General features: G+C 66.4%; 27 protein-coding genes and 1 tRNA gene. 7 read left to right on the forward strand and 21 right to left on the reverse strand.

Annotated features, from left to right (window positions below; all coding sequences use genetic code 11):
* Together cydB and M7H19_RS13690 are read right to left on the reverse strand one after the other, a co-directional pair.
* A partial coding sequence (gene cydB, locus M7H19_RS13685; protein ID WP_298181278.1) for a cytochrome d ubiquinol oxidase subunit II occupies positions 1-372 on the reverse strand: 372 nt, incomplete at its 3' end.
* Positions 373-520: 148 nt separating this feature from the next.
* Positions 521-2059, reverse strand: coding sequence for a cytochrome ubiquinol oxidase subunit I (locus M7H19_RS13690; RefSeq protein WP_298181279.1), 1539 nt, complete (start codon positions 2057-2059; stop codon positions 521-523).
* A 247-nt stretch (positions 2060-2306) separates the two neighbouring features.
* Between M7H19_RS13690 and M7H19_RS13695 the strand changes: the two genes are divergently transcribed.
* Positions 2307-2906 (forward strand): TMEM165/GDT1 family protein, encoded by a 600-nt coding sequence (locus tag M7H19_RS13695; RefSeq protein ID WP_298181375.1) that lies wholly within the window; start codon positions 2307-2309, stop codon positions 2904-2906.
* A gap of 61 nt (positions 2907-2967) precedes the next feature.
* Here the strand turns inward: M7H19_RS13695 and M7H19_RS13700 are convergent, their stop codons facing one another.
* Positions 2968-3600 (reverse strand): helix-turn-helix domain-containing protein, encoded by a 633-nt coding sequence (locus tag M7H19_RS13700; protein WP_298181281.1) that lies wholly within the window; start codon positions 3598-3600, stop codon positions 2968-2970.
* Positions 3597-4451 carry a hypothetical protein gene (locus tag M7H19_RS13705; RefSeq protein WP_298181377.1) on the reverse strand — a complete coding sequence of 285 codons (855 nt, stop codon included), beginning with the start codon at positions 4449-4451 and terminating at the stop codon, positions 3597-3599. The genes M7H19_RS13700 and M7H19_RS13705 overlap by 4 nt, the downstream gene beginning before the upstream one ends.
* A gap of 139 nt (positions 4452-4590) precedes the next feature.
* On the opposite strand from M7H19_RS13705, the gene M7H19_RS13710 reads away from it, so the two are divergent.
* Positions 4591-5388, forward strand: coding sequence for a DUF2470 domain-containing protein (locus M7H19_RS13710; protein WP_298181283.1), 798 nt, complete (start codon positions 4591-4593; stop codon positions 5386-5388).
* A gap of 64 nt (positions 5389-5452) precedes the next feature.
* Here the strand turns inward: M7H19_RS13710 and M7H19_RS13715 are convergent, their stop codons facing one another.
* Entirely contained in the window at positions 5453-7180 is a 1728-nt protein-coding gene (locus M7H19_RS13715; RefSeq protein ID WP_298181285.1) for a BCCT family transporter, read from the reverse strand.
* Between the two features lie 150 nt (positions 7181-7330).
* Between M7H19_RS13715 and M7H19_RS13720 the strand changes: the two genes are divergently transcribed.
* The gene (locus M7H19_RS13720; RefSeq protein ID WP_298181286.1) at positions 7331-8143 is read left to right on the forward strand and encodes a CPBP family intramembrane glutamic endopeptidase; all 813 of its coding nucleotides are present in this window, start codon (positions 7331-7333) and stop codon (positions 8141-8143) included.
* Between the two features lie 187 nt (positions 8144-8330).
* Here M7H19_RS13720 and M7H19_RS13725 read toward each other — a convergent pair whose 3' ends face one another.
* The gene (locus tag M7H19_RS13725) at positions 8331-8486 is read right to left on the reverse strand and encodes a hypothetical protein (protein ID WP_298181380.1); all 156 of its coding nucleotides are present in this window, start codon (positions 8484-8486) and stop codon (positions 8331-8333) included.
* Positions 8487-8709: 223 nt separating this feature from the next.
* On the opposite strand from M7H19_RS13725, the gene M7H19_RS13730 reads away from it, so the two are divergent.
* Both M7H19_RS13730 and M7H19_RS13735 read left to right on the forward strand, forming a co-directional pair.
* Entirely contained in the window at positions 8710-9966 is a 1257-nt protein-coding gene (locus M7H19_RS13730) for an arginine deiminase (protein ID WP_298181287.1), read from the forward strand.
* 131 nt (positions 9967-10097) lie between these two features.
* Positions 10098-10646, forward strand: a complete 549-nt coding sequence (locus tag M7H19_RS13735) for a ferritin (protein ID WP_298181289.1) — start codon at positions 10098-10100, stop codon at positions 10644-10646.
* A gap of 100 nt (positions 10647-10746) precedes the next feature.
* Here M7H19_RS13735 and M7H19_RS13740 read toward each other — a convergent pair whose 3' ends face one another.
* From M7H19_RS13740 to M7H19_RS13805, 14 genes are all read right to left on the reverse strand, one after another.
* Positions 10747-11595 carry a hypothetical protein gene (locus M7H19_RS13740; protein ID WP_298181290.1) on the reverse strand — a complete coding sequence of 283 codons (849 nt, stop codon included), beginning with the start codon at positions 11593-11595 and terminating at the stop codon, positions 10747-10749.
* Positions 11592-12101, reverse strand: coding sequence for a SigE family RNA polymerase sigma factor (locus M7H19_RS13745; RefSeq protein WP_298181292.1), 510 nt, complete (start codon positions 12099-12101; stop codon positions 11592-11594). The genes M7H19_RS13740 and M7H19_RS13745 overlap by 4 nt, the downstream gene beginning before the upstream one ends.
* Before the next feature lie 188 nt (positions 12102-12289).
* Entirely contained in the window at positions 12290-12646 is a 357-nt protein-coding gene (locus M7H19_RS13750; protein WP_298181293.1) for a DUF952 domain-containing protein, read from the reverse strand.
* A gap of 19 nt (positions 12647-12665) precedes the next feature.
* Complete coding sequence (locus M7H19_RS13755; protein ID WP_298181295.1) at positions 12666-13544, reverse strand: DUF5926 family protein; 879 nt, start codon at positions 13542-13544, stop codon at positions 12666-12668.
* 122 nt (positions 13545-13666) lie between these two features.
* Positions 13667-13993 (reverse strand): divalent-cation tolerance protein CutA, encoded by a 327-nt coding sequence (gene cutA, locus M7H19_RS13760; protein WP_298181298.1) that lies wholly within the window; start codon positions 13991-13993, stop codon positions 13667-13669.
* 75 nt (positions 13994-14068) lie between these two features.
* Positions 14069-14956, reverse strand: coding sequence for a DUF4328 domain-containing protein (locus M7H19_RS13765; protein ID WP_298181301.1), 888 nt, complete (start codon positions 14954-14956; stop codon positions 14069-14071).
* A 115-nt stretch (positions 14957-15071) separates the two neighbouring features.
* Complete coding sequence (locus M7H19_RS13770; protein ID WP_298181302.1) at positions 15072-15428, reverse strand: rhodanese-like domain-containing protein; 357 nt, start codon at positions 15426-15428, stop codon at positions 15072-15074.
* A 43-nt stretch (positions 15429-15471) separates the two neighbouring features.
* Complete coding sequence (locus M7H19_RS13775) at positions 15472-17241, reverse strand: cation acetate symporter (protein ID WP_298181304.1); 1770 nt, start codon at positions 17239-17241, stop codon at positions 15472-15474.
* Positions 17242-17274: 33 nt separating this feature from the next.
* On the reverse strand, positions 17275-17835 hold the full coding sequence (locus M7H19_RS13780; protein ID WP_298181306.1) for a hypothetical protein: 561 nt from the start codon (positions 17833-17835) through the stop codon (positions 17275-17277).
* Positions 17836-17841: 6 nt separating this feature from the next.
* On the reverse strand, positions 17842-18672 hold the full coding sequence (locus M7H19_RS13785; protein ID WP_298181307.1) for a LytTR family DNA-binding domain-containing protein: 831 nt from the start codon (positions 18670-18672) through the stop codon (positions 17842-17844).
* 84 nt (positions 18673-18756) lie between these two features.
* Positions 18757-19599, reverse strand: a complete 843-nt coding sequence (locus M7H19_RS13790) for a S49 family peptidase (RefSeq protein WP_298181309.1) — start codon at positions 19597-19599, stop codon at positions 18757-18759.
* Positions 19600-19690: 91 nt separating this feature from the next.
* Positions 19691-20977 carry a histidine kinase gene (locus M7H19_RS13795; protein WP_298181311.1) on the reverse strand — a complete coding sequence of 429 codons (1287 nt, stop codon included), beginning with the start codon at positions 20975-20977 and terminating at the stop codon, positions 19691-19693.
* Positions 20978-21211: 234 nt separating this feature from the next.
* Positions 21212-21652, reverse strand: coding sequence for a DUF983 domain-containing protein (locus M7H19_RS13800; protein WP_298181312.1), 441 nt, complete (start codon positions 21650-21652; stop codon positions 21212-21214).
* 141 nt (positions 21653-21793) lie between these two features.
* Positions 21794-23275, reverse strand: a complete 1482-nt coding sequence (locus tag M7H19_RS13805) for a sigma-70 family RNA polymerase sigma factor (RefSeq protein WP_298181313.1) — start codon at positions 23273-23275, stop codon at positions 21794-21796.
* A gap of 218 nt (positions 23276-23493) precedes the next feature.
* On the opposite strand from M7H19_RS13805, the gene M7H19_RS13810 reads away from it, so the two are divergent.
* Positions 23494-23566, forward strand: a tRNA-Gly gene (locus tag M7H19_RS13810).
* Between the two features lie 123 nt (positions 23567-23689).
* Here the strand turns inward: M7H19_RS13810 and msrA are convergent.
* Positions 23690-24352 (reverse strand): peptide-methionine (S)-S-oxide reductase MsrA, encoded by a 663-nt coding sequence (gene msrA, locus M7H19_RS13815; RefSeq protein ID WP_298181314.1) that lies wholly within the window; start codon positions 24350-24352, stop codon positions 23690-23692.
* Positions 24353-24437: 85 nt separating this feature from the next.
* Between msrA and M7H19_RS13820 the strand changes: the two genes are divergently transcribed.
* Positions 24438-25709 (forward strand): hypothetical protein, encoded by a 1272-nt coding sequence (locus M7H19_RS13820; RefSeq protein ID WP_298181315.1) that lies wholly within the window; start codon positions 24438-24440, stop codon positions 25707-25709.
* The last annotated feature ends 38 nt before the right edge of the window (positions 25710-25747 follow it).

The raw sequence follows: 25747 nt of genomic DNA on the forward strand, positions 1-25747 counted from the left end.
CCACGAGCCGAGGATGATCACCCGGTCCCAGGTGGCGCGCCAGCGCGCGGAGTCGACCTTGCCCCGATACTCGAACGCCACACCTCGACCGATGAGGGCGAGCAGGAGTATCAGCAACGGCAGGTAGGCCGCCGAGAACAGCCCCGCGTACCACGCAGGGAACGCCGCGAACGTCGCTCCGGCGGCGACGATGAGCCACACCTCGTTGCCGTCCCAGACGGGCCCGATCGTGTTGATCATGACGCGGCGCTCGGTGTCGTCACGCCCGAGCACGGGCAGCAACATGCCGACGCCGAAGTCGAAGCCCTCCAGGAACAGGTAGCCCAGCCAGAACAGGGCGATGATGCAGAACCACAGGGTGGGCAGATCCATTAGTACAGCCCTCCCGCGAGAGTGTTCATTTCACGTGAAACAAGTTCTCCACAGGCTGTGGACAACTCCTGAAGTTGTCCACAAACCGCAGGTAGAGGCCCGTGGAAAACTTGATCTTGTGGGTGTGACATCCGTCGTTCCTCCCGCATCAGTAGGCGAACGCCAGGGCGTCGGAATCGGAGTCGGAGTCTCCGTCGTCGGAGCCGCCGGAGCCGCCGCGACCACCGGAGCCGCCACTGCCGTCGGAGTCCGTACCGCCCGACAGCGCTCCCTCGACACCGGCACGCACGTAGCGCGTGATCAGGAAGACCTCCACCGCGGCGAGCACCGCGTACACCAGGGTCAACGCGATCAGCGACGTCCACACCTCGCCGGTCGTCAGGTCCGACACGGCCGTGGCGGTGAACATCCACACCCCGTCCACTCCCGAGGAGTTGGGCACCACCACGAACGGCTGCCTGCCCATCTCGGTGAAGATCCAACCCGCGCTGTTGGCGATGAACGGCAACGCGATACCGGCCAACGCCATCCGGGGGAACCACTTGGACTCCGGAATCCGGCCCCGCCGGGTCAGCCACAGCGTCGCCACACCGATCGCGGCGCCCAGCGCACCGAAACCGATCATGATGCGGAAGCCCCAGTACGTCACCGGCAGGCTCGGCACGTAGTCGATCGGCTTCCCGGCGAGCTCGCCGAGCGCGGGATCGTCCGGGTAGTGCGTGCCGTAGCGCTCCTGGTACTCGACGACGAGGTCGTCGACGCCTTTGACCTCGGTCTCGAAGTCGCCGTGCGCCAGGAACGACAGCAGTGCCGGGACGTTGAACGTCTTCACGCTCTCGCAGTCGGCGTCGGCCACGTCACCGACGGCGATGATCGAGAAGCTCCCGGGCTGTTCGGTGTGGCACAGCGCTTCGGCGGCGGCCATCTTCATGGGCTGCTGTTCGAACATGAGCTTGCCCTGGATGTCGCCGGTGACCAGGAGGACGGCGAACGAGACGGCACCGACCCACGCGCCGAGCTTCACCGACGAACGCCAGACCTGCCGGTGCTCGTCCTCGGTGTGCCGCTTGCGCCACAGGTGCCAGGCGGCGATCCCCACGAGGAAGGCCGCGGCGACGGCGAACGAGCCGGCGACGGTGTGGGGCACGGCCGCCAGCGTCGTCGAGTTCGTCAGCACCGCCCAGATGGAGGTCATCGTGGGCCTGCCGTCCACGAACTCCGCCCCCACGGGGTGCTGCATCCAGGAGTTGGCGGCGAGGATGAAGTAGGCCGAGGCGACCGTGGCCAACGAGAACGCCCACGCACAGGCCAGGTGGACGCGCTTGGGCAGACGACCCCAGCCGAAGATCCACAATCCGAGGAAGGTCGACTCGACGAAGAACGCGACGAGTCCCTCCATCGCCAGTGGCGCGCCGAACACGTCACCGACGAACCGGGAGTACTCGCTCCAGTTCATGCCGAACTGGAATTCCTGGACTATGCCCGTGACCACACCCATGGCGAAGTTGATGAGGAGCAACTTCCCCCAGAACTTCGTCATGCGGTAGTAGCGCACGTTACCTGTTCGCACCCACGCCGTCTGCATGCCGGCGACAAGGACCGAGAGTCCGATTGTGAGCGGCACCATCAGGAAGTGATAGACGGTGGTGATGCCGAACTGCCAGCGTGCGAGCTCCAGGACTTCCATAAGATCAAGATGCCTTCTGACTGGGGGTTTTCGTCAGGTCCCGTGGTCCTGAGACGACCGGGACCAAGGTCCCGTCACATATGTGGCAGCGATCACAGAATCGTGATTTCGGTGCGCCGAAAAAATTCCTTAGGCATTCCGGTAACACATTCTCAACCCGCCTGAAAAAGCAATTCGTCGAAGGCATCCACTAGGAATTCCCACTCATCCCCTTTATCGTTGCAGAGGAAAGGGGTGAGTGCTTTCCGTGTCAGCCGCTCTCCTGGCTTTCGTGACGACCTTCGCCTTGGTGACGGCCGTCGAACTACCCGATAAGACTTTCGTGGCGACGCTTGTTCTCACCACGCGTTTCCGCAATGACGCCGTCATCACCGGAGTGGTCGGCGCGTTCGTTCTGCAGGCACTCATCGCCGTCGGATTCGGTAGCGCACTCACCTTTCTGCCCGATCAACTGGTGTCCGCGATCGTCGGAGTGCTGTTCGGCGTCGGTGCCGCCATGTTGCTGCGCGAGGGGTTCCGGACCGGCGAGGACGCCGCGCACGACGCGGCACGGGCAGGCGCACCGGTCACGTTCCCCCGTGCGGCCCTGACGTCGTTCGGGGTGCTGTTCGCGGCGGAGTGGGGCGACGCCTCACAACTGGCCACGGCCGGTCTGGTGGCACGCTCAGCACAGCCTTTCGCCGTGGGCATCGGCGCTTTCGCCGCGCTCGTCACCGTCGCGGGAGTGGCGGTACTGCTCGGCCGCAAGATCCGTTCGAGGCTGCGGCCCCGGTTGTTGCAGCGCGTGGCCGGGTTCGTCTTCGCCGGACTGTCCGCCGTGGCCTTCGGCAGCGTGTTCCTCGGCTGATAAGGCTGAGGAAGCCGAAGAGACGCTGCGAGGACACCGCGGGTACACCACAGGCGCGTAATCAGGTACGCAGCGCCTCCGCGAGCGTGTTCGCCGCCTCCACGAGCTGTGGACCGACGACCGCGTTGTCCAGGGCCGTCAACGACACCACACCCAGCGCCGCCCTGATCCCGACCACGCCCCGCACGGGCGCCGCGACCCCGTAGGTACCGGGTTGTGGGTCACCCGAGACCGCGGCCCACCCCCGGCCCCTCGGACGCAGGCCCAGGGCCTTGCCCACGGCGCCCCGCGACACGGGGTGCCTGCTGCCCAGCCGATACGCCACGTGGAAGGTCGTCCGTAGCGGCTCGGCCGCCGCGACGACGTGTACCTGGTCGCCTTCGACCACCGACAGGTGCGCCGTGGCCCCCACGGTGTCGGCCAGTCCCCGCAACACCGGCCGCGCCGCCGCACGCAACTGCGGCAACATCTGTTCGGCCAGCCGAAGCACACCCGAACCGAGCCGGACGCGGCTGCCGTCCCGCCACACCAGGCCACGTTCGGCCAGCGGGACCAGCAGGCGGTACACCGCGGCACGACTGGTGCCGATCGCCTCCGCCAGGTCCGTCACCGTGGCCGACGCCTCCCCCGCGTCGGCCACGGCCTGCAACAGTGCGAGCCCGCGATCCAGCGTCAGCGAGCTCTCCCTGGTCATAGCAGGCCCAGTTCCCGCAGTTCGGAGATCGTTTCGTCGAAGGTCGCCGAGGCATAGCAGGCGAACAGCGACCGCACCACCTTGGCGGCCTTGTCGCCGAGTCCCCCGACCTCCGCGGCGAGCTGTTCGCCGTCGGTGCTGGCCAGCGCCTCGCGCACATCCCCACCCGACAGACTCCGAGCGGCGGCGACCAGTATGTTCAAAAAGCCGTGGTGGGCGAACCCGGTTTCGGGATCGGTGTGCCGCACGGCCCGGTGGAGACTGTTGGTGGCCTTGAACGACGCGCCGGGGACGCTGCTGACCACGGCGAAGAAGTCGGCCACCTCGTCCACGCTCGGGAAGTTCTCGCTGGACACACCGCCGCAGCGGATCTTGGGCCAGCTGCCGTGTTCGAGGACCTTGCGTACTCCGTCCAGCCAGCCGACCCCCCTGCGGGGCTCCACGACACGGATGACGTCTTCGGGGACGAACTCCGACACTCGTTCCAGCCAGACTTCGTCGACGTCGGACGGCGCGGGCATCTCCACCATCCGCAGGGACAGCAGTTCCTCACGCGATTCGACGATGGAGATGGCCTTCGGTACGCCACCGAGCCCGGTGTCGATGATCAACGACAGCGGCAGCGGTTCCTTCGGCCGGATCTTGATGAGCTCAGTGATCATCTCCGCTAACCGGGACGCCGGGCACAGGAAAAAACCCTGCATTCCGGCGTACTCACCCGACCTGTGTTCCAGGTAACCGGCCAGCGCATCGGGCATTGCCGCTTCGCCCGGTGGGAACAGGGCCGAGTCGTCGACAAGCCTGGCGAGCAGGGTTGGGATTCCACGAGGGCCGGGGGGCGGGAGTTCCACAGCGCTTGTCACATCCCCCACGCTAGTAGCGAACGTATTTCGGACAAAACTGTTCGACCACCGAACGCTTATCACGTGCTACACGCCACACCCCACCCCGGGGCTTCCAAGGTTAGGCTTACCTAATAGGAGGTGTGTTGTGAGCGACCCTGTCCCCCGCCGTCCCCCGACTCCGCGCCCCGCGGAACGAGCCAAGACCATCGCCGTCCGCGGCGGTCCGGCGAGCCTACTGCCGGCTCTCGGCGACCACACCCGGTCGGAACGGACCACGCCCGCCCTGTGGCACCTGCACGCGGGCGACGACCTCAGCATCGCCCTCCCCACCGACGACCCCCTCGCCGTCGGCGTGCGAGGCAACGCCATAGCCGAACTGGCCGTCACGCTCGAGATCATCGACGAGGCGCCCGTGCCCCTGCGGCAGCCCGTGCGCGGCCTGCTGTGGCTGACCGGCTGGCTCCGGGGACTCGACGACCGAACCGCTCGCGCCCGGGCGTTGACCATCGCCGATGCGTCCACCGAACCGGACCCGCGACTGCTCGATCTCGGACACGGCCTGTCCATGCTCCGCTTCACACCCGCCTCGGTCGTCCTCGCCGACAGCGAAGGCACCCACCCGCTCAGCCCCGTCACCTTCGACGCGGCCGTGCCCGACCCGCTGTGCGGCTACGAGAGTCGCTGGCTGCAGCACCTGGAACACGAACACGCGGATGTCATCGGCCACCTGTCCCGGCACCTGCCGCCCGAACTGGTGGGTGGCCGAATCCGCCCGCTGGGTATCGACCGCTGCGGCATCCGACTCCGAGTCGAGACGGCCGACGACGACCACGACGTGCGCCTGGCCTTCTCCCGTCCCGTGGAGAACCCGCCACAACTCGGTGTGGAGCTACGCAAGCTCGTCGGCTGCCCGTTTTTGAACCGCGTCGACGAACGCGCCTGAAAAAACGTGTGCGGCGCCCCCACGATCGAGGGACGCCGCACACATGCGTACGAAAGAAGGTCGATCAGGACTTCACAGGGACCTTCTCCTTCTTGCCCTTGCCGTCCCCCTCGGACCCGTTCGCGTCACTCGGGTCCACCAGCCCCTCGTCGATCAGGCTGTTGGTGACGTGCTCCGTGAGCTGTTCGCGTTGCAGCCTGCGCTGCACCCGCAGCATCGCCGTGCGTTCCGCTCTGAAGTCCCTGATGATCGACACGCACATGCCGAGCATCACGACACTGAACGGCAGCGCGATGAGGATGGCCACCGTCTGCAACGCGCTCAACCCGCCCGCGAGCAGCAGCGCGACGGCGACGGCACCCGCCAACACGCCCCAGAACACACGGTGCCACTTCGGCGGTTCCGGATCGCCACCGGACGCCAGCATGGTCACCACGAGGGAACCGGAGTCGGACGAGGTCACGAAGAACAGCACGATCAGGATGACCGCGCCCACACACAGCACCGTCCCACCGGGCAGGGCTTCGAGAACCCCGAACAGCGACGCCTCGGTGTCCACTGTGGCGTTGCCCTCCGTGTCCGTGCCCACCAGGCCACCCTGGCCGAACAGCTCGCGGTAGAGCGCGGTACCGCCGAACACGGTGAACCACAGCATGGTCACGGCCGTGGGCACCAACAACACGCCCGCGACGAACTCCCGCACCGTACGGCCGCGCGAGATCCGGGCGATGAACACACCGACGAAGGGCGCCCACGAGATCCACCAGCCCCAGTAGAAGGTGGTCCAAAAGCCCTGCCAGGAGTTGCCGTCCTCACCCTCGTACGCCGTGGTGTTGAAGCTCATCTGCACGACGTTCTGCAGATAGGCGCCGATCGACTGCACCAGGTCCTTGAAGATGAACAGCGTCGGGCCGAAGACCAGCACGATCAACATCAGCAGGCCGGCAAGGCCCATGTTGAAGTTGGACAGCCACTTGATGCCCTTCTTCACCCCGGTGACCACCGAGAAGATGGCGAGCATCGAGATCGCGCCGATCAGGATGACGTAAGTCATGTTGCCTGGGTCGGACACGATGTCGAGGAAGTCGAGCCCCGCACCGATCTGCAGGACCCCCAGGCCGAGCGAAGTGGCCACACCGAACAACGTGCCGACGACCGCGGCGATGTCAATGATGTCTCCGAGCCAGCCGTGTACGCGCTTGCCGATCAGCGACTCCAGTGCGTAACGGATGGACACCGGCCGCTTCTTGCGATGGATGGCGTACGCGACGGCCACACCGACGACCACGTAGATGGCCCACGGATGCAGTCCCCAGTGCAGGAAGGTCTGCACCAGCGCGTCCTGCGCACCGCTTTCGTCCTGGGTGATGCCGGTGGCCCGGTTGGGGATGCCGGCGAAGTGGTTCAGCGGCTCGGCCACCCCGTAGAACACCAGGCCGATACCCATGCCTGCCGCGAACAGCATCGCGAACCACGTCTTGAGGCCGAACTCGGGGTCTTCCTCATCGGGTCCCAGCTTGATGTCGCCGTAGTGGCTCAGGCCGATCCACAACGAGAACAGCACGAAGCCCGACACGATCAGCATGTAATACCAGCTGAACGAGCTGACGACCTGTTCCTGGATCGCGCCGATCGCCTCGCTCATGGCGTCAGGAGCTACAACGGTGGCCACCACGAAGACCAAAATGATCACCGCGGCGGGCCAGAAGACCCGCTGCGAGACCGTGGCATGCCACGGCCGACGCGAAACGGGCGGTGACTCCACGGCCTCAGCATCGGACGTTGCCGTCACGAGGCTTGCCTCCTTCTTCGGATTCTTTGGACCGTAAGACCCTAGTACCCAAACCCTTTGTTGAAGAGGGGAAGTCGTGAATTCGGTTCCTCATGGGACTGGCGTAAAGCTCACTACCAGCGAAAACTTCTTTTCATGTAACGTGCCACAGTGTCCCTACGAGCCCGAGACTGGTTCGCTCCACAGCGACCGAGCTATCCGGAACCCGTGACCGACCCCGGCAAGCGACGACTGCTCGTCGCGGAAGTCGTACTCGTTTTCTCAATTACTTTGGGTTTATCCGGTGTTCGCAGTGCGTTGTCCTTACTGGACGCTTTTCTGCGGCCGGAACCATTGGCACAACAGCGGGTCTCCATCAACACGTCGCAAGCGGCACTCGACGTCATCGATCTGCTCAAGCAACTACTCGGAGTGGTGCAACTCGTCGGCTGGGGCGCACTGGGCCTGTACCTGTTATGGCGCGCGGGTATTCGTCTGTCTCGAATCGGACTGGACGCACGACGCCCCGGCAAGGACACCGTGTGGGCGATCGCACTCGCGGCGAGCATCGGCATTCCCGGGCTCGTGCTCTACTTCTCGGCCTGGCAGCTCGGGTTCAACCTCGCCGTACAACCATCCACATTGGATGTCTCGTGGTGGCGACCGTTCGCGCTCACTCTGTCGGCGTTCGGTAACTCCTTCGCGGAAGAAGTGCTGGTGGTCGGGTATCTGCTCACTCGGCTGCGCCAGCTCGGACTCTCCGAGAACGCCTCACTGCTCGTCTCGTCGCTGATTCGCGGTTCGTACCACCTGTACCAGGGGCTGGGCGCGTTCGTCGGCAACATCGTGATGGGCTTGGTCTACGGCCGGTTCTGGCAACGCACCGACCGATTGTGGCCACTGATCGTGGCCCACATGCTGCTCGACGTCGTCGCGTTCGTCGGCTACGCCGCGCTGCGCGACCACGTCACGTGGTTGCCATGACTTGACCCACCGTTCGAACACCTGTTCTAATAGTTAGGCCGGGTCGAGTCGGACAGAACGGCTGACCAGCGATTTCTCAGGAGGGGACCATGGCTTGCACGATCATCAATCGTGTGGACGACCAGCGAATCCGATTCACCAGCCGCGATGCCGCCGAACGCTATGCCGAGATCATGGGAGGCGGCGTTCACAACTGGGTGTTCACCACGGAACCGAACACGCCGAACGGGGTGAACGGGGCGAACGGGGCGAACGGGGCGAACACTGTGCCGAATACGGCGCCGAACGTGGCGGCGAACACGGAGCCGCCGGACTCAAACCCTCCGCGAACGAAGATACTCATCCACCCCGAAGACTCTCCCCGCAAACCACGAATGATCCCGCTCCACCGCTGACCGTTTCCCCCACCGGCGTGAAGTCGATTGCGACGACTTCACGCAACGAACCACGTATGAGGCGCACTCTTCGTTGCGGCACAAGTGCACCCGGGAGCGAAGCCAATACGTCGCCGCGCCGCGTCATTTCGTTTCCAGCGCAGGGCCGGTTCTGTCATTACTCTCACTTCTGTGACCGAATCGACTTCCACCAGTTCCAGCCGTTTTTCCGAGCGACTCGTCCCGCGCGTGGACAACGAGGTCGGGCCTCTGCGGACCGTGCTCCTACACCGTCCCGGCAACGAACTCCGGCGACTCACGCCGCGCAACAACGACCAGTTGCTGTTCGATTCCATTCCGTGGCTCGACCGGGCTCAGGAGGAGCACGACGCCTTCGCCGAGGTACTGCGGCTACGGGGAGTGGAGGTGCTGCTGCTCGCCGACATGCTGCGGGCGACGCTTGAGGACCCGCGCGCGCACGCGGCGGGCGTGCACGCGGCGGTCGACGGCAGGCATCTAGGGGACGAACTGGCCGACGCGCTGCGGTCACACCTGTCGAGCGCGGATCCCGCCACTTTGACCGACGTGTTGATGTCCGGCATGACGTTCGAGGAGCTGCCCGCCTCGGAAGGCGGCTCGCTGGTGCGTCGCATGCACCGCCCGCACGACTTCGCCGTCGACCCGCTGCCGAACCTGCTTTTCACCCGCGATTCCTCGGTGTGGATCAGGGACAGGGTGGCCATCTCGTCGCTGGCGATGCCCGCCCGTCGCCGGGAGACCGCGCTCGTCGACCTGGTGTACGCCTATCACCCGCGGTTCCAAGGGGCCATTCGCGCGTACGGCGCACACTCCGCCCCGGTGGAGGGCGGCGATGTACTGCTGCTCGCCCCCGGTGTGCTGGCGGTGGGGGTCGGTGAGCGCACCACGCCCGCTGGAGCCGAGTCGCTGGCGCGCTCGGTATTCGCCGACGACCTCGTCCACACCGTGCTCGCGGTACCGATCGCCCAGGATCGCGCGACCATGCACCTGGACACGGTGTGCACGATGGTGGGCCCCGACGCCGTGGTGATGTATCCCCTGGCGCAGGACTCCCTCATCGCCTACACACTCACCCCGGACGACGAGAAGGGCGTGCGAGTGAGCGGTCCCACGCCGTTTCTGGAAGCGGCGGCCGCGGCCATGGGCATCGACAGGCTGCAAGTCATCGACACGGGCCTCGACCCTGTGACGGCCGAACGGGAGCAGTGGGACGACGGGAACAACACGTTGGCGCTCGCGCCCGGTGTCGTCATCGCATACGAACGCAACCTCGAAACCAACGCTCGTCTGGAGGAAGCGGGCATCGAGGTGGTGCGCATCGCGGGCTCGGAGGTCGGTTCGGGCCGGGGCGGGCCGAGGTGCATGTCGTGCCCGATCACGAGGGAAAGCGTGGCCGCGACCGATGCTTAGGTAAGCCTTTTCTCAATTAACCAAGGCTTAATTAAATTAGCGAAACCTTAGCTAATAAATTGCAGAAAAATGGGGCCAAAATCACCGAACAAAGGTGGATCAATACACGATTCCACACGTATGGTGAAGACATGGCCAGCCTCAAGAAGAAACCAGTGTCGAAGTTCTACGAATTACTTCAGTCGCAGATCCGGAACGAGTTCCACGCCTCCCAGCAGTACGTCGCGCTGGCGGTGTGGCTCGACGGCAAGGACCTGCCCCAGCTGGCCGGGTACTTCTACCGGCAGTCGCTGGAGGAACGCAATCACGCTATGGCACTGGTCCAATACATGCTGGACACCGACCAGCATGTCGAGATCCCCGAGGTACCACCGGTGCGCAACGACTTCACCGACGTGCGCGAACCGGTCGCCTTGGCACTCGAACAGGAAAAGGAGGTCGAAGCCGACTTCAGGCAGCTCGCGAAGGCGGCCCGCGAAGAGGACGACTACACGAGCGAGCAGTTCGTCCAGTGGTTCCTCGCCGAACAGGTGGAGGAGATCTCTTCGATGAAACGGTTGCTCAACGTGGTGGACATGGCCCAGGGCAACGTGTTCGACATCGAACAGTTCCTCTACCGCGAATCGGTGGGCGAGGAGGACGACCCGACGATGCCGCCGGTGGCGGGCGGCAAACTGTGAGACCGGCCCGCGCCGTCGGCGCAGAAAACCCTCACGTCTTTCTCGCTGTTTCCGGGTGCCGCACGGGAAAGGAGAATTTCTCGCGCGGCACCCGGTCGATTCAGCAGTCGTACGTGTGCGCCACCAGCCGAAGGCCGCTGACGGTGCCGTCGGAAATCGTGAACTCGTACTTGCCCGCCCCCACATCGACGTTGAAGGCCGTCTCGTCACCGCTTCCCGCCGGATAGCGGTCCTCGACGTCGTCGGCCGGACTTCCGACACCGACCCCGTCGGGGGTCATGGCGCCCTCGGCCGTGATCGCCACCAACCCGTGTTCGGCGGAGATGGTCACGTTCTTCACCGCGGCGTCGCCCTCCACGAGCGGGTAGTCGGCGCACCTCTTTGGTGGTGGGGATTCCCCCTCGACCATGAGTAGGTCCGTCTCCACGGCCTCTCGGAACGGCATGCCCAGCTCCAACCTTCCGTAGCCGGTGGAGTCGAGCACGGCCGAAGCCATCGTCACGGAGTCCGACTGTGGAGGTGTCGAGGTCTGCGGAACCGGCTGGTCCGGCGGCACCGCCGAGTCCGAGTCGACGGATTCGGCTCCGGGGTCCTGCGGCATCTCGTCCGAGCCCGTGTCGTCGTCCCTCGACGGCGCGGTGAGCATGGGCGCCGAGTACGTCTCCCGCGGATCCGGCGAAACGGCGACGGCCGTACCGTCGCCCTCGCCGGGGGTACGGGAACCCAGCACGGCGAAACCCGCCACGGCGACCGCGACGACGGCGAGCGCGCCGCCACTGCCGGTGAGCGTGGCTCGGCGTCGGCGACGCCGCCGAGCCCCCGCGACGATCTCCTCCTCCACCCGGGGGAGAGGGACCACGTCGAGCCGGGTGTCGGCGAACAGCTCTCGCAGCCGGGTGTCGAGTTCGTCGTCGTCCACGTCGTCCACATCGTGGCCGGAGGCGTTCATACCGCTTCCCTCCCTTCGCTGCCCTCGTCGCGGCGTAACTTGCCTCGCAGTGAGATGAGCGCTTTGCTGGCCTGGCTTTTGACAGTGCCCTGGCTGATGCCCAACGAGGCAGCGATCTCCGCCTCGCTCAGACCCTCGTAATACCGCAGCACGATGACGGCCCGCTGCTTCGGAGGCAACTCGCGTAGCGCCTGCCACAGGGGTTCGTGCTCGAACGGGTCGGCAGGTTCCACGGAGGCGGGCTCGGGAATGTCGGCGACCAGGTTCTCCCGTCGGAGCCGGCGCCACCGGCTGATGTGCGCGTTGGCCATCGACCGGCGGACGTAGGGGAGCGGATCGGTCGTCTTACGCAGGATCGCGTTCCACCGGGACCCGATCTTCTCCAGCACCGACTGCACGAGGTCGGCGGCATCGTGTGGGTTGCCCGTCAGGGCATGCCCGTACCGCAACAATCCGGGCAGGCTGGTCTGCACGAACTCGGCGAAGTCCGTGAGGTCGCCAGACACGACCGTTTCCTTCCTATAGCCGGTGGCACCCGCCCAGACGCTATCGTGGGGGGCTGTGCATACGGTGGGTACGAACGCGGTCACCGTAGTCCCTCCCTCACGCTGCCGTGTGCCCGGCCGACGAACTTCACCGGTTGAGAAGGTCACGCGTGAGGAAGCCGGAAGGTTGCCCGGCTGTCGAGAATCGGTCACCGAGTGTGGGGTGGTCCCGGAACCGGCCGGAAGCGTCCGTCGAGATCAGGTGGGAACGAGTGCACCGCCACCACGGCCGATGTCGGAACAGGGCCGTAGACGTGTGGGAACCACGGTCCGTCGGGTGCGGACGCGTCTGCGGGCTCCCATCGCACCGGCACGTCCAACCGCCCCGGGTCGATCCACAACAGGACGAGGTCGGTGCGGCCCGCGCACAACGCGTTGGCGGGCAGATGCACCGTTTCAGGGTCGGAACAGTGGATGAACCCGACGTCGTCCAAAGACGCCGCCCGGTAGGTCCCGCTGTCGGCCGCCGCCTCCCAGTCGGCGGCCGGACAGAAATGCAGAATCACGCGTCGGTGTGCGGCCGGGTCACCGCAGGGTCAGTTGCCGGCCGATCAAGCCGTCCCGTGCTCGTCGTTCCTCGGCGTTGAGCGGCTCGTCATCCAGCGATTCCAGCGCCTTGTCCAGCCGCGCGGCGAACTGCTCGGCGGGTTCGTCCCATTCCCTGGCGTGTGCCTCGGGGTCGAGGTCCCACACGGGCACGAGCAGTCCGTGAGCCCGGAACGAGCCCGCGTAGCGGGACCCTTCACCGAGGGACAGCTCACCGGCCGCCGACAACCGAGCGAGCCCTTTGAGCAGCTTGTTCTCCTCGGTGGGCCAGACCCAACGCAGGTGCGCCCTCTCGCCCGCCAGCGTCCAGTACGCGCCGGGGCGGACCCTCTCGGTGGGCATGATGGCGGCGTTGGCGCGTTCCAGCGACATCGCCACCTCGCCGGTGGGTTCGGTGTCCTCGCCGAGCCACCAACCGAAATCGGAGTGCAGTTCGACGTCCAGTTCGGCGTCCGGCTCCAGCAGGTCCTGCAACCGCTCGCCCGGCTGAGGTTCGCTGGTGGTGTCGGGCACGGACAGCACCTGGCCGGGTTCGGCATTCAGCGCCCACCGCAGTGCGCGGCCGAGGTCTCGGCTGACATCCGACGACCTCGTCTGCACCTGCATGCCGATGAGGACCTCACCATTGTCGGCCCGAACCATCGCCGCAGCGGCCACGGGCAGCACCGAGGCGAGGGTGACCGTGCGGTCGCCCGCGTCCTTAACCGGCAACGGCGCGGTGGCCGACGGCACGAACTCGCGCAGTGCGATGAGCTCCGGTTCCGCCGCCAGTCCCTCGAAGGGACGTGCTACGAAGACGTCACGGACCTTCCGCTTACCGCCTTTACCGGGACCCTTCTTGCGTGCGCCCTTGCCCACGATCGCCCTCCTGCATGTTCGGTTGGTTCGACGCTACTCGACCCACGTCCAGACTAAGCGTGACGGGGGTTTGTCGCCTGTGTGACACAGCGTCAGGAAACGTCGAGAAACGTCGGGAAGCCTCAGGCGGGCCGGGTCTCCTCCACGACCCACGACAGGTAGTCGGCACTCCCACCGACGATCGGTGTGGTGATGATCTCGGGCACGTCGTAGGTGTGGTGCCGCTTGATGTGCTCCACGAGCTCCTCGGCCTTGTCGTCGGCCGTTTTGATCTCCACCCGCCACTCGGGGTCGGTGTGCACGCTGCCCTCCCATCGGTACACGCTGGTGATCGGGCCCACCACCTGGGCACACGCGCCGAGCCGAGCCTCGACGGCCTTGGCGGCGAGCTCCCGTGCCGCGGCTTCCGAATCCGTCGTCGTGGACACAAGAAGATGCTTCGAGACCATGTTCGCCAGGCTAGCCGCGGAAAGCCGCCCCGTGGAGAACGTGCGACAAAGACCTGGCCACGTTCTCAGCGGTTCTCAGCGCGCCGCCGTTTTCGGCCGTGCCCGGCGCGGCACCTCCGGGGCTCCCTTGACCTCCAACACCTGCAGCGGGCGGACCAGCCGTTCCTCCATCGGCGCCAGCAACCGCGTGAACCTGCGGATCACCTCCGCCGTCAGCAACGCGAGCGCCACCGCCGACAGATCGGTCAACGCGGAGAGGAACACGGCGTCCACCTGGGCCTGCACCCCGTCGCGCGAACGCCACATCACCGTGAGCGTGAGCAGTACCGCGTTGACGATCCACGCCGCCCACCAGCCCAGCACCAGCCGGGAGGGCTTGGGCCGCCGGTTCGCGGGCTGACGGGTCGCGGCGTGTTCCAGCTCGGCCAGGATCGACCCCGCCATCGCCAGGTTCAGCCCCGGCACCAGGATCCCCACGAGCACCTGCCAGCTCTGCCGAGGCGGTTGCTGCCCGGCCTCGTCCGCCGCCGCTGTCCGGGCCACGAACAACCACCACAGCGTCACGGCGAACGCGAACACCGACATCACGAAGGTCAACAGCGAGAACGACAGCACCAGCGCATCGGAGGCCCCTACCACGGCGGGGCTCAGTGCGGTGTCGCGGCTCAACACCAGCAGCACGTAGCGCCACAGCTCCGCGCCTCCGGCGACAGCGACCAAACCGGCCAGCGCCCACAACAACGTCACGACGTTGCGCGCGATGAGCAGCAACCGCTGCGACGCGACCGGCACGGCCGTCCTGGTGCCGGGCACAGCCGTCGGCCAACGCCACGCCACCTGAGGGAAACCCCAGCGCGGTGGAACGTCGTACGCCGGAGGACCCGGATAGGGGACGCGCGAACGTGCCTCTTCGGACGATCGTCGAGGCCGCGCGCTCTCGGGCACCGTGGCGACCCACCGCACGGTGGGACGGGAAGGGGGACGGAAATACCCAGCCCGCTGTCCCGGTCCGGGACTCCACCCGGGTGCCATCGGATTCACCCGTCCTTCCCCGATCTCCCCGAGGCCCTCGAAAAGGTCACAGCACCTCGGGAGGCACGTCGTCGTAGTCGCCGACGAGTGGGTATCCCGAAGTCGCCCACGACTTCATCCCGCCCGCGATATTGACGGCGTCGACGACACCGGCCGCGTTCAACCAGGCGGTCGCCCGCTCCGACCGGCCACCGGTACGGCAGACGACATACACGGGACGGTCGTCGGCCAGCTCGGTGAGCTCGGCGGCTCGCGCCGGCAGATCGCCCAACGGGATATGGACAGCGGAGGGCGCGTGACCCGCCGCCCACTCGTCCTGCTCCCTCACATCGAGCAGCACATATCCTTCCCCGGAAGGGAGATCGTCAACCGAAACCGTGGGTACATCGGCGGAGTGGTTCACGCTTCCATCGTCGCATGCCCCTCTGTGCGACGCCCATGAGCCTTCAGCTCCTGTGACGTCGATCGGTGTCGTCCCACCGTCGCACCGTGGGCCCACCACCACGTCGATCACACATGAACCCGAGCCGGTCGGGAGCGTGTAACTGAAGCATCACGACACCCGCGTCGTCCGGCACACGCCGAGCGGTGGCGAGACTCACGATCACCGTGGTGAACAGTGCCGCGGGCACCGTCAACAGGGCGGGCTGCGCCACGAACCACGGCACCGATTCCCCGTTCACCCGGGACACCACATAGAACACGACGGCCGTGAGCACCCCGGTGCCGCCCACCAGCATCCCCAGCAGCGCGCCGACCCACGTCAACTTCCGCCACCAGATGCCGAGCAACAGCACCGGACAGAACGTCGACGCCGCCAACGCGAACGCCAGGCCCACGGTGTGCGCGAGGTCGTCGTGAGGCAGCACCACGGCACCGGCCGCGGCCAGTCCCGACACGACGAACACCACGATGCGGAAGTCCCTCGTCTTGTTCCACAACAGATCCGTGGCGACCATGCCGGCCACACTGACCAACAGTCCCGACGACGCCGACACGAACGCCGCGAACGCGCCCGCGGCCAGCACCGCGACCACCACCTGACCGGCCACGCCCGGCAGCATGGCGGTCGGGAGCTCCAGCACAGCCGCGTCGGTCTCGCCCGTCACCAACAACTGCGGCACGTACAGGCGGGACAGTGCCCCCAACAGGATCGGGAAGAGGTAGAACACGCCCAACAGCAACAACACCTGCACGGTGGTGCGGCGGGCGGCTCTGCCGTCGGGGTTGGTGTAGAAGCGGGCCAGCACGTGCGGCAGCCCCATCGTGCCGAGGAACATCGCCGTGATCACCGAATACGTCCACCACAGGTCGTCCGCGTCCTTGGCGGGGCGCAGCCAACTCGCGTTGTCCAATTCGGCGTCGCTCACCACGGGCACGAAAGACCCGGCCGGGAACAGCAACCGCTGCCCCTCGCTCACCGGGTAGTCGATGCTGGGCATCCACACCGTCGGCTCCGGCGAGTCCTTGTCGAGCTCGTGCACCGCCGTCGGCTCACCCACCCGCAGTGTCACGTCGGTGCCCACGGTCACCGTGGTCTCCTCGGTGAACTCCGGAGGTGCTTCCGCGCCGAGACCGCCGGAGGCACCCTCGCCCCCGCTACCCAAAAACACCGCGCACAACAGAAAGGTCGGAATGGCCAGCGCGAAGAGTTTGATCCAGTGCTGGAATGCCTGCACCAGGGTGACGGAACGCATGCCACGCCGCATGACGTTGGCCACGATGAACGCCACCACGACCGTCGAACCCCACCAGCCCTCCACGCCGGGGACGACCGACTCCAATGCCAGACCGACGCCCTGCAACTGCGGCACCAGGTAGATCAGCCCCAACGCCGCGACGAAGCACGTGGACGTGCTCCGCAACACCGTGGCCCCCAGTCGCGCCTCCAGGAAGTCGGGGATCGCGTACGCACCCGACCGGCGCAACGGCGCTGCCACGAAGATCACCAAAGCGAGGAAGCCCGCCGTGAAACCGACCGGGAACCACAACGCGTCGGCGCCGTCCTTCAGGACGAGCCCCGACACCCCCAGAAACGACGCGGCACAGATGTACTCACCGGAAATGGCCGAGGCGTTGCGTCTGGAGCGCACCATTCGCCTGGCGATCAGGAAGTCGTCGGTACTTCTGGCCGACTGCGAGGTGCGGTAGCCGAGATACAGAGTCGCGGCCGCGACCAGTGCGACACCGGCGAGGGCCCACGGGTTCAGTTGCACGGACTGTTCCCTCGCTGCATCTTGCTGCCGACGTCAATTCTCGATCATCGCGACGAAGTCCCGTTCGTGTCGCTCCGCCAGCCGGTTGTACCACAGTCCGACACCGAAAAGGAGCGGAAACGGCACGATTCCGAGCAAAATCCACGGCAACGGAAGCCCGACCACACGCCACGTCGTCACCTCGGGCACGTGGTGGAACAACAGCGGCAACGCCCCCAACACCACCACTACCAGCCCGAACAGCAACGAACCCGCCCGCAACTGCACTTTGACGAGGTCTTTGACCAGCAGTTTGCCCCAACTCGTCTGCTCGGCCAGTTCCACCCTGGCTCGCATCGACGAACTGGATCTCCGCCGCGGTTCGGCAAGCACGACGCGCTGCCGCTGAGCTCTGGCGTGCCCCTCACCAGGGGAGGCGACCTCCGGTGACAGTGCCGACGACGCCGACGACGCCGACGACGCCGACGACGACAAGGCCACGGTCGGCCGCTGCGGCTCGACCGAGCGTGCCCGCTTGCCGAGTGTCGGGTCCGGCCGCCGGATACCGCGAACGCTGTCGTAGTTGTCGTCGTTGTCGTTGTCGTCGTCTGTCATGGCCCGCTATCCCATGCGGGACGATCCGACCAACTTGTCCTTCAACTCCCGCGTGTGCCGGCGGCTCACGGGCAGCACCTTCTCCTCGTTACCGATGACGACCTGGTAACCACCCTGCCCCATGCGCAGCTCCGTGACGAGGGGCAACGACACGAGGAACGAACGATGGATACGCACGAACCCGGCCTTGGCCCAGCGTTCCTCCAGCTGGGCGAGGGGGATGCGCACCAGGTGACTGCCCTCGGTGGTGAACAACCTGGCGTAGTCGCCCTGAGCCTCCACCCAGCGCACCGACGAGCGTGGGATGAGTTTGGTGGTGCCCGCCAACTCGACGGGGATCACCTCGTCGTCGTCACGGCCCCGAGCGGGCTCGGCCGACCTGCGGTAACCCGAGGCCGCCTCGATCTTCTCCAGCACCCGCGACACGGCCTTGTCGATGCGTTCCTGGCGCGCGGGCTTGAGTACGTAGTCCACGGCGCCGAGATCGAACGCCTCGACGGCCTCCGTCGCGTGACCGGTGACGAACACCAGCACGGGCGCCGGGTTGAACGAGGCGATCACACGCGACATCTCCATTCCCGACAGGCCGGGCATGTTGATGTCGGCGAACACGGCGTCCACAGGAGGTAGCCCACGCTGCTTGCGCACTCGGATCCGCTCGTCGTCGGAGCCGAGGAGACGTAGCGCCTCCGAGGCGTCGACGGCGGGGAGTACCTCGCCGATGTGTGGATTCGCCTCCAGGCAGTGCCTCAATTGAGCAAGACCGGGCGGCTCGTCGTCGACGGCGAGGACGAGCAGCCTCGGTGTGTCATGGGGAGCACTCACAGTGAAACGCATCCTGCCGCTTGCAAGGGTCGATGTCCACTACGCTGTCGGGCGAATCGAACCCCGCCCGCCGTCCCCAAGAATAGTGGGTGTCGATCACAGTCCGAAACGGGACCACAGCGAACGGTGTTGAACCGCCTCCAGCACAGCAGCGGCAGGAGCCCCGACACCCAGCTTCGCCAGCAACGGCTTCCTCGGCTCGGCCACCACGATCTCCGCGTCGGGATACCGCTTCCCCACGATCTCCCGGAGATTGCCGACCCCGTCGACGAGCCCCAGCTCAACGGCTTTCTGCCCGAGCCACACGTCACCCGTGAACAGCTCGTCCGACTCGACGAGCCGGTCCCCACGCCGCTGCTTGACCCACTCCACGAACAGGTCCTGCAACTGGGCATGCAGCTTGTTCAGCCACTCCACGTCCTCGGGCCTCTCCGGGCTGAACGGGTCGAGCCGGGACTTGCCCTCCCCCGTCGCGTAGAGCCTGCGCTCGATACCGAAGCGTTCGAGCAGACGGGCGAAACCGAACGAGTTCGAGATGACCCCGATGGACCCCACCAGGGACGTGCGGTGTGCGTAGATCTCGTCGGCCGCACACGCCAACCAGTAACCGCCGGAAGCCGCCACGTCCTCGGTGAACGCGAGTACCGGCACCCCCTTCTCGTCGGCCAGCTGGCGGATGCGTTCAGCGACGAGGCTCGACTGCGTCGGCGCACCGCCGGGCGAGTTGATCTGCAACGCGACGGCCTTCAGCCGCTCGTGACCGAAGGCGCGCTTCAGCGCCGACTCCGTCGACGCCAGGTTGATGACACCGCGAGCCGCCAGCGGTGATGCCTGCGACGTGATCACACCGTGCAACTTGACGACGGAGACGACATCTTTGCGCTCAACTCGTTCACCGAGCTTGGGAAGCCGGGAAATCAGCATGTCCTTGCGACTCATGCAGCCAGCGTACTTCCGCGGGCTTCCCTCGAACTCGAGCGTGATGTTCGCCTCGCAGAATCGACGAACCGGACTTTCTCGCCCCGACCGTCTACGACCCGAGCGCGACGCCCGACCTCGCCTGCGCGGGCCCCCGACGCGGCGCCGCCGACTCGTCGACGGAGTACCCGGGCATGTCGGGCCGCACGGCTCGCACGAACTTCGGCACCCGCATCGTGACCTTCATGCCCGCCCCCGGAGCGGTCTCCACCATGAGCGAGTACTGATCGCGATACACCTGGTGCATGCGGCGGTTGATACCGGTCAGGCCGATGTGCGCGCTGCTGCGCGAGTCACGCATCCCCTCCAACAGCGCGGGATCCATGCCCACACCGTCGTCCTCGACACTGATCTCGGCCTCGGAACCGAGGTCTTGGGCCACCACGGTCACCGTGCCACCACCGGGCTTCTTCGAGATCCCGTGCTTGACGGCATTCTCCACCAGCGGCTGGATCAACAAAAACGGCACCACCACCGACTGCACCTCCGGCGCGATCTTGAGGCGGACGTTGAGCCTGTTGCCGTAGCGTGCGCCCTCGATGGTCAGGTACCTGTCGATGTTGCGCAGTTCGTCGGACAACGTGGTGTAGGTGCCTTCGGCGCGGAAACAGTAGCGCGTGAAGTCGGCGAAGTCCTGCAACAACTCCCGCGCCTCCTCCGGGTCGGTCCGGATCAGCGACGAGACGGTGTTGAGCGCGTTGTAGACGAAGTGTGGGGAGATCTGCGCCCGCAACGCCTTGATCTCGGCCTGCTGGAGCTCGTGCCTGGCCTCCTCCAGCCGCGCGGCCACCAATTGTGTTCGCACGAACTTCGACACGGCTTCGGCCATCGTCACGATGCGCCTGCCACGTGTGCGATCCACGACGATGAGCACCGCCTCGGTCGCGTCCTCGATGATGAGCGGCACGATGACGGCCGTTCGCATCCGGCAGGTACCTCGGTGATTGCACGGCACCTTGTTGTGCGAGACGACCTCGTGCCGCTTCTTGCGGATGGCCGTGCCGATGGGATCGACGAGATCGACGTAGTGGTCGTTTGCCTCACCGTCCCACGACAGCAACGTTCCCTCGCGATCGGTCACTCCGATCGCGACGCACCGCAACAGTTTGAGCAGACGCGATGTGATCTTGTCCGCCGCATCCTGGTTCAGACCTCGCCGAAGTTCCAACGGCGAGTCCGCCATGAGCCGGACGGCGTCGAGTACCGCGTCGTCGACGGCGCCACCCGAATTCCGACGTCGGATGAGGACGACGAAGACGGTGACCAGGCCGACGAGACAAGCCCCCACACCAAAGGCCACGACGGTCTGCGTGGTCAACACACTTGACACAGCGTCCATGCTCTGCGTTCATCCGGTGACGTGCAAGATCTGAGCACACACGTTACGTACAGGACTGATCACTCTATGTTCTCACATGGACACTGAGAGTTATTGCGGTGCGACGCGACCGTCTCACCGATGATCTGAGAATCGCTTGCCGACCAGCGTCTCGCCGACCCACGAGGACACCGCCGTCGGCGTGCCGCCGAAGGAGAACGTAAGGCGAGCCGGCCTGAACCAACTCGGCCCGACTCATTCGACCGGACGCAACGGGCCGTCGAAATCGGGCAGGTCTTCCTTCTGGATCGACTTGGCGATGCGCTGCACTTCACCGTGTACGTTGAACATGCCGATGACCGTGCCAACCCACCGCTCCGAAGGACGTTCGCCCGTTTCGTCCCCCTCGGTCTCGGCCACCACAGTCCACGGCCTCCGTAAAACCCAACGCAGAGGGAAGAACAACGCCACGAGCAACAGTGCCAACGGAACCCAGGTCGGTATCACGACGCCCTCGGGCATCCACACGAGAAGCACGAGGCCCAGCACTATGGCCACGCACATCATCGCGATACCGGGCGCACGGTTGGCCGCCACGTCGTGCTCGAAGTCCTCGGCCGTGGCGGGTCGACGCCATTCCATATGGGCACGGATAATCCAGGCCCGACCGTCGGAGCCCTGGGCGAACCGGTTCATCCGCTTCCTCCGCTAGCCCGTCCTGAACAGATCGTCACCGCAACGTTACCGTGATCGTCCCGTCGGCGGGAAGTCCGCGCCACTTCGACGTTTCCCGTCAGGCGCCACGCGACCGGGCCCCGAGGAAAGACCGGAAAAAGGCTACGAGAAGACATCGCCCGCATCCGTCGGCTTTCCGGTCCCGGCACCGGCACTATCACCGGCACTGTCACCGCCGTCGCCGCCCAATACGGCGCACTGCGCATCACATCGATCGTCGCGCGCCTCACCGCCCGGCTCGGAAGGCTGTGTCGCCTCCAGCGGGACGGAACCCGATGGCTCACTCCGACCCGGGGTCTTGGACGGGTCGGACGGGAAGAAATAGGAGGAAGGAACACCGGTACCCACGGCGACGCTCTCGGCGGGCAGTGTGTACTCCGTGGCCTGCAGCGAACCGCTCGACGAATCAGCGGGCGGCCCGGGCAATGACGCCGACGGCTCGTCCACGGCCGCGCTCGCTCGGTGTCCCCTGCCCTGAAGCGTCTTTGCGGCAGCCCCGGGCAAGGCCCCGTCCTCACCGTCATCGCCGTTCGAAGCGCTCGACAGCTCGATGAACGTACCCACTTCGGTCGGGACCTCCGCCCGTCCGGACTCGATGACGTCGAGCACCGGCGTACCCACCATGCCCGCGACCGCCGCCGCGGACACGAAGGACAAGCCGACCTTGCCGCTACCTGCGGCCATGGCGGTCACCGCACTCGCGCCCACACTCCCACCGGCCGCGACACCGCCGGTGGTGGCCGAACCGCCCGCACCCGCCGCCACGGCGGCACCCACTCCCAAACCGGCCCCGGACGTGCCCAACGCCAGACCCGACAACGGGACGAGGACCACGACGACGCCCGCGTGCGTCCGCAGGATCGAACAGACCCGCCGCAGCTCGTCATAAGTCGATCGGCAGGACGAACAACCACTCAGATGACCGGCGATCTTGCGGGCCTCGGTACCCGTGACGCCGCCCGCGGCGTAGCCGCCGAGCTTGCGCACCACGCCCCGGCAACTACCCCGGCTGCGGTCCGCGGCCAGATGTGCCTGCAGATACGCGGCGCGCAGACCGATCCGGGCACGCCGTGCGAGCGCTGCCGTGGCGTTGGCGCTCAGCCCGAAATGAGACGCCGCCACGGCAGGCTGCTCGCCTTCGACCTCGGTACGCCACAGAACCGTCCGCCAACGTTCGGGGAGACTGGTGAACGCACGGGTGATGAGCGCGACTTCCGCGGTCCGGTTCTGCCAGTCGAGCCAGTCGGTGCTCGCACCGAGCCTGGCGGTGAGTTCGTCATCGGTGACGGGCACGTCCCGCCGGGCGGCCTGCCACTCCCACGTGACCCGTCTCGCCACGGTCAACAGGTAGGCACGCACGTTCTCACTGGGGCCGTTGCCCCGGCGGATGGCCTGGAACACGCGGAAGAACGTCTCGGCCGTGACGTCCTCGGCCTCAGACGCATCTGACACGAGCCCACGGGCCAGCCTGCGCACGGCCGTCTCGTGCTCCCGGAAAAGCTCACCGAACGCGGCGTCGTCCCCGAGACGGATACGCTCGATCAGACCTGGCTGATCGGCTGTGGAGCCTGAATCGGTCCGCATTCAGCCAGGCACCCCCTTCGGGCTGTCGCCCTTTCGGTTGAACTTTGAACACCATACGGAGTCACTCGCGTACCTGCATCTCTTCGCGAGAAGAGATCCGAAGCGGTGCACAGGGAGGGGCTGGACAGAGACCGGGAAGGGGCCAGGGAGGGGCCACCGTGAAGCGGTGGAACGGAAAGGTGTAAAGTGTTCTGCGCACCGGCCGAGAAGCCGGGCACGCGGACGTAGCGCAGCTGGTAGCGCATCACCTTGCCAAGGTGAGGGTCGCGGGTTCGAATCCCGTCGTCCGCTCTCATACGACGACGAGGGCGGTGGCCGAAAAGCCACCGCCCTCGTGTTTTGTCGCTGTTTATCGCTATTCGTCGCCTCAGCGCCTTTCGGCGCGGTTTCGGGAGGAACCCGGCGTGGCGGCGCTCAGGCGCCGCCAACCCCCGTACCCACGGGACAGGAAACGCCCGTGCCACCGATGCCGCAGTAACCGTTCGGCACCTTGTACAGGTACTGCTGGTGGTAATCCTCGGCGTAGTAGAACTCCCGCAGCGGAGCGATCTCCGTGGTGATCTCGCCGTAGCCCGCGGTACGCAACGCCTTCTGGAACGACTCGCGCGACGCCTCGGCCGCTTCCCGCTGCTCGTCGTTGGTGTAGTAGATCGCCGACCGGTACTGGGTGCCGATGTCGTTGCCCTGACGCATGCCCTGCGTCGGGTCGTGGCCCTCCCAGAACACCTTCAGCAGCGACTCGTACGAGACCTGGTTCGGGTCGAACACGACGAGCACCACCTCGGAGTGGCCGGTGAGGCTCGTGCAGACTTCCTCGTACGTCGGGTTGGGGGTGTGCCCACCCGCGTAACCGACGGCCGTGGAATACACACCCTGCGTCTGCCAGAACAGCCGCTCCGCTCCCCAGAAACAACCGAGGCCGAACACCGCCGTGCGCAGGCCCTCCGGGAACGGCGGTTTGATCCGCCGCTCGGGGAACACGGCATGCAGGTCGGGTGTCACAAGAGCTTCGGCCCGCCCGGGCAGAGCCTCGTCGGCGGATACCAGCTGCGTCTTGTTTCGGCCGAACAACATCATGTACTCGATTCTACCGCCAAAATGTCACGCGAACGCGTGGCGAACTAGGGTGTACGCGCTACACACCGCTCAGGGGGAGTTGGCGATGTCCTGGCAAGAAGAACTGCGTCGTCTGGACGCCGAGCTCGCCGCGGGTGCCATCAGCAGCAACGAGCACCGACGGCGACGCGAGGACATCCTCGCCGAAGTGTCGGGGGCCCCACTTCTACCGCAGGCTCCCGCGACGACCTCGACCGGCTCGTCGGGTTCCGCGACCACGGACGGGGCGAAGACCTCGGAAGCCCCGACGAGTTCGGACGCCTCCACGGCCTCCACAGCAGAGCCCTCTACGCCGACGGCAGAGCCTTCTACACCGCCCTCTACGGCACCGGCCGAGCCCGCGCCCACCGCCTCGGAGGACTCGCAAGAGACCTCGGCCGAGACGGCCGTCCCACAGAGCAGTGCCCCCGATTGGCGAGCCACCAATCCCGCACGAGCGGCCGGCGACTCCACCGGGAGCACCTCGACCGGGACCGCCTCCGAGGAGCCCTACCAGTCGCCCGAGCCACCCAAGTCGCCCGCTCTCAACGCGGCGGCGCTGCTGTCCGGTGACACGCCCACCACCGCACCCAGCCCCGCCGACGAACGGCCCACGGAACTGATCCGCTATCCCGACTTCTCACACCTCCCGCCGCCCGAGGGCGATCGACCGCCGGTCACGGGGAACGACAGCCCGCGTCGACCGGGGCTGACCTGGGTGGCGGTCTCGGGCGCGGTGCTCCTGGCACTGGGCGCCGTGATCGGTGGCGCGTGGTGGTTGGGTCAGGACTCCTCGACTCCGGCGCCCAGCGCCGTGGCGTCGCCGGACGACGGTATGCCCGGAAAGACCGGGGCGGACGAGAGGACCGAGGAGGCCGCGCTGGCGGACCGGCTGCCGTCCCTGCCCGGCGAGCAGAGCCCGAACAACTCCACGATGTCGGTGGAGCGCGGCATGGAAATCGGGCTCTACCCCGCGAAGACCGCCGAGTTCTTCACCGAGCACGGCGTCACGGAGGTGATCGTCCGCGGTTCGCTGGACGGCTCGACCGGCTACCAGCTCCTGGTGCTGCGGACCGAGGAACCGGCACAGGCGCAGGCCGTGGCCGAGTACCTGTATCAAGTCACCCTGTCCGAGAAGCAAAGCCAGAGCGAAGGTCCGCTCTACATGGCGAGCGGTCCCTTCGGGGAAAAGCAGGTGAGCGGAGCCTGGTACGCCTCCGGTGAGTACACGGTGGCCATGGTGATCACCGAGCCCGCCGACGGCGACAACGCCGAGCTCACGGACCGGCTGCAACACATGGTGGACTCACTGCAGGAGGTCCTGCCCGTGGGTCGATAACCACATTTCCCGAAAAGATCGCGGTCAGATCACGATTC

The organism is Saccharomonospora sp. (assembly GCF_027317685.1).
Classification (GTDB): domain Bacteria; phylum Actinomycetota; class Actinomycetes; order Mycobacteriales; family Pseudonocardiaceae; genus Saccharomonospora.

Coding starts and splice junctions, on each gene's coding strand:
- M7H19_RS13690 (WP_298181279.1), bottom strand. CDS start 2,059: ATGGAAGTCCTGGAGCTCGCACGCTGGCAGTTCGGCATCACCACCGTC.
- M7H19_RS13740 (WP_298181290.1), bottom strand. CDS start 11,595: ATGAACGCCTCCGGCCACGATGTGGACGACGTGGACGACGACGAACTC.
- M7H19_RS13700 (WP_298181281.1), bottom strand. CDS start 3,600: ATGACCAGGGAGAGCTCGCTGACGCTGGATCGCGGGCTCGCACTGTTG.
- M7H19_RS13790 (WP_298181309.1), bottom strand. CDS start 19,599: ATGAGTCGCAAGGACATGCTGATTTCCCGGCTTCCCAAGCTCGGTGAA.
- M7H19_RS13780 (WP_298181306.1), bottom strand. CDS start 17,835: ATGACAGACGACGACAACGACAACGACGACAACTACGACAGCGTTCGC.
- M7H19_RS13735 (WP_298181289.1), top strand. CDS start 10,098: ATGGCCAGCCTCAAGAAGAAACCAGTGTCGAAGTTCTACGAATTACTT.
- msrA (WP_298181314.1), bottom strand. CDS start 24,352: ATGATGTTGTTCGGCCGAAACAAGACGCAGCTGGTATCCGCCGACGAG.
- M7H19_RS13800 (WP_298181312.1), bottom strand. CDS start 21,652: ATGAACCGGTTCGCCCAGGGCTCCGACGGTCGGGCCTGGATTATCCGT.
- M7H19_RS13725 (WP_298181380.1), bottom strand. CDS start 8,486: ATGAGTATCTTCGTTCGCGGAGGGTTTGAGTCCGGCGGCTCCGTGTTC.
- M7H19_RS13805 (WP_298181313.1), bottom strand. CDS start 23,275: ATGCGGACCGATTCAGGCTCCACAGCCGATCAGCCAGGTCTGATCGAG.
- cutA (WP_298181298.1), bottom strand. CDS start 13,993: ATGGTCTCGAAGCATCTTCTTGTGTCCACGACGACGGATTCGGAAGCC.
- M7H19_RS13785 (WP_298181307.1), bottom strand. CDS start 18,672: ATGCGTTTCACTGTGAGTGCTCCCCATGACACACCGAGGCTGCTCGTC.
- M7H19_RS13795 (WP_298181311.1), bottom strand. CDS start 20,977: ATGGACGCTGTGTCAAGTGTGTTGACCACGCAGACCGTCGTGGCCTTT.
- M7H19_RS13820 (WP_298181315.1), top strand. CDS start 24,438: ATGTCCTGGCAAGAAGAACTGCGTCGTCTGGACGCCGAGCTCGCCGCG.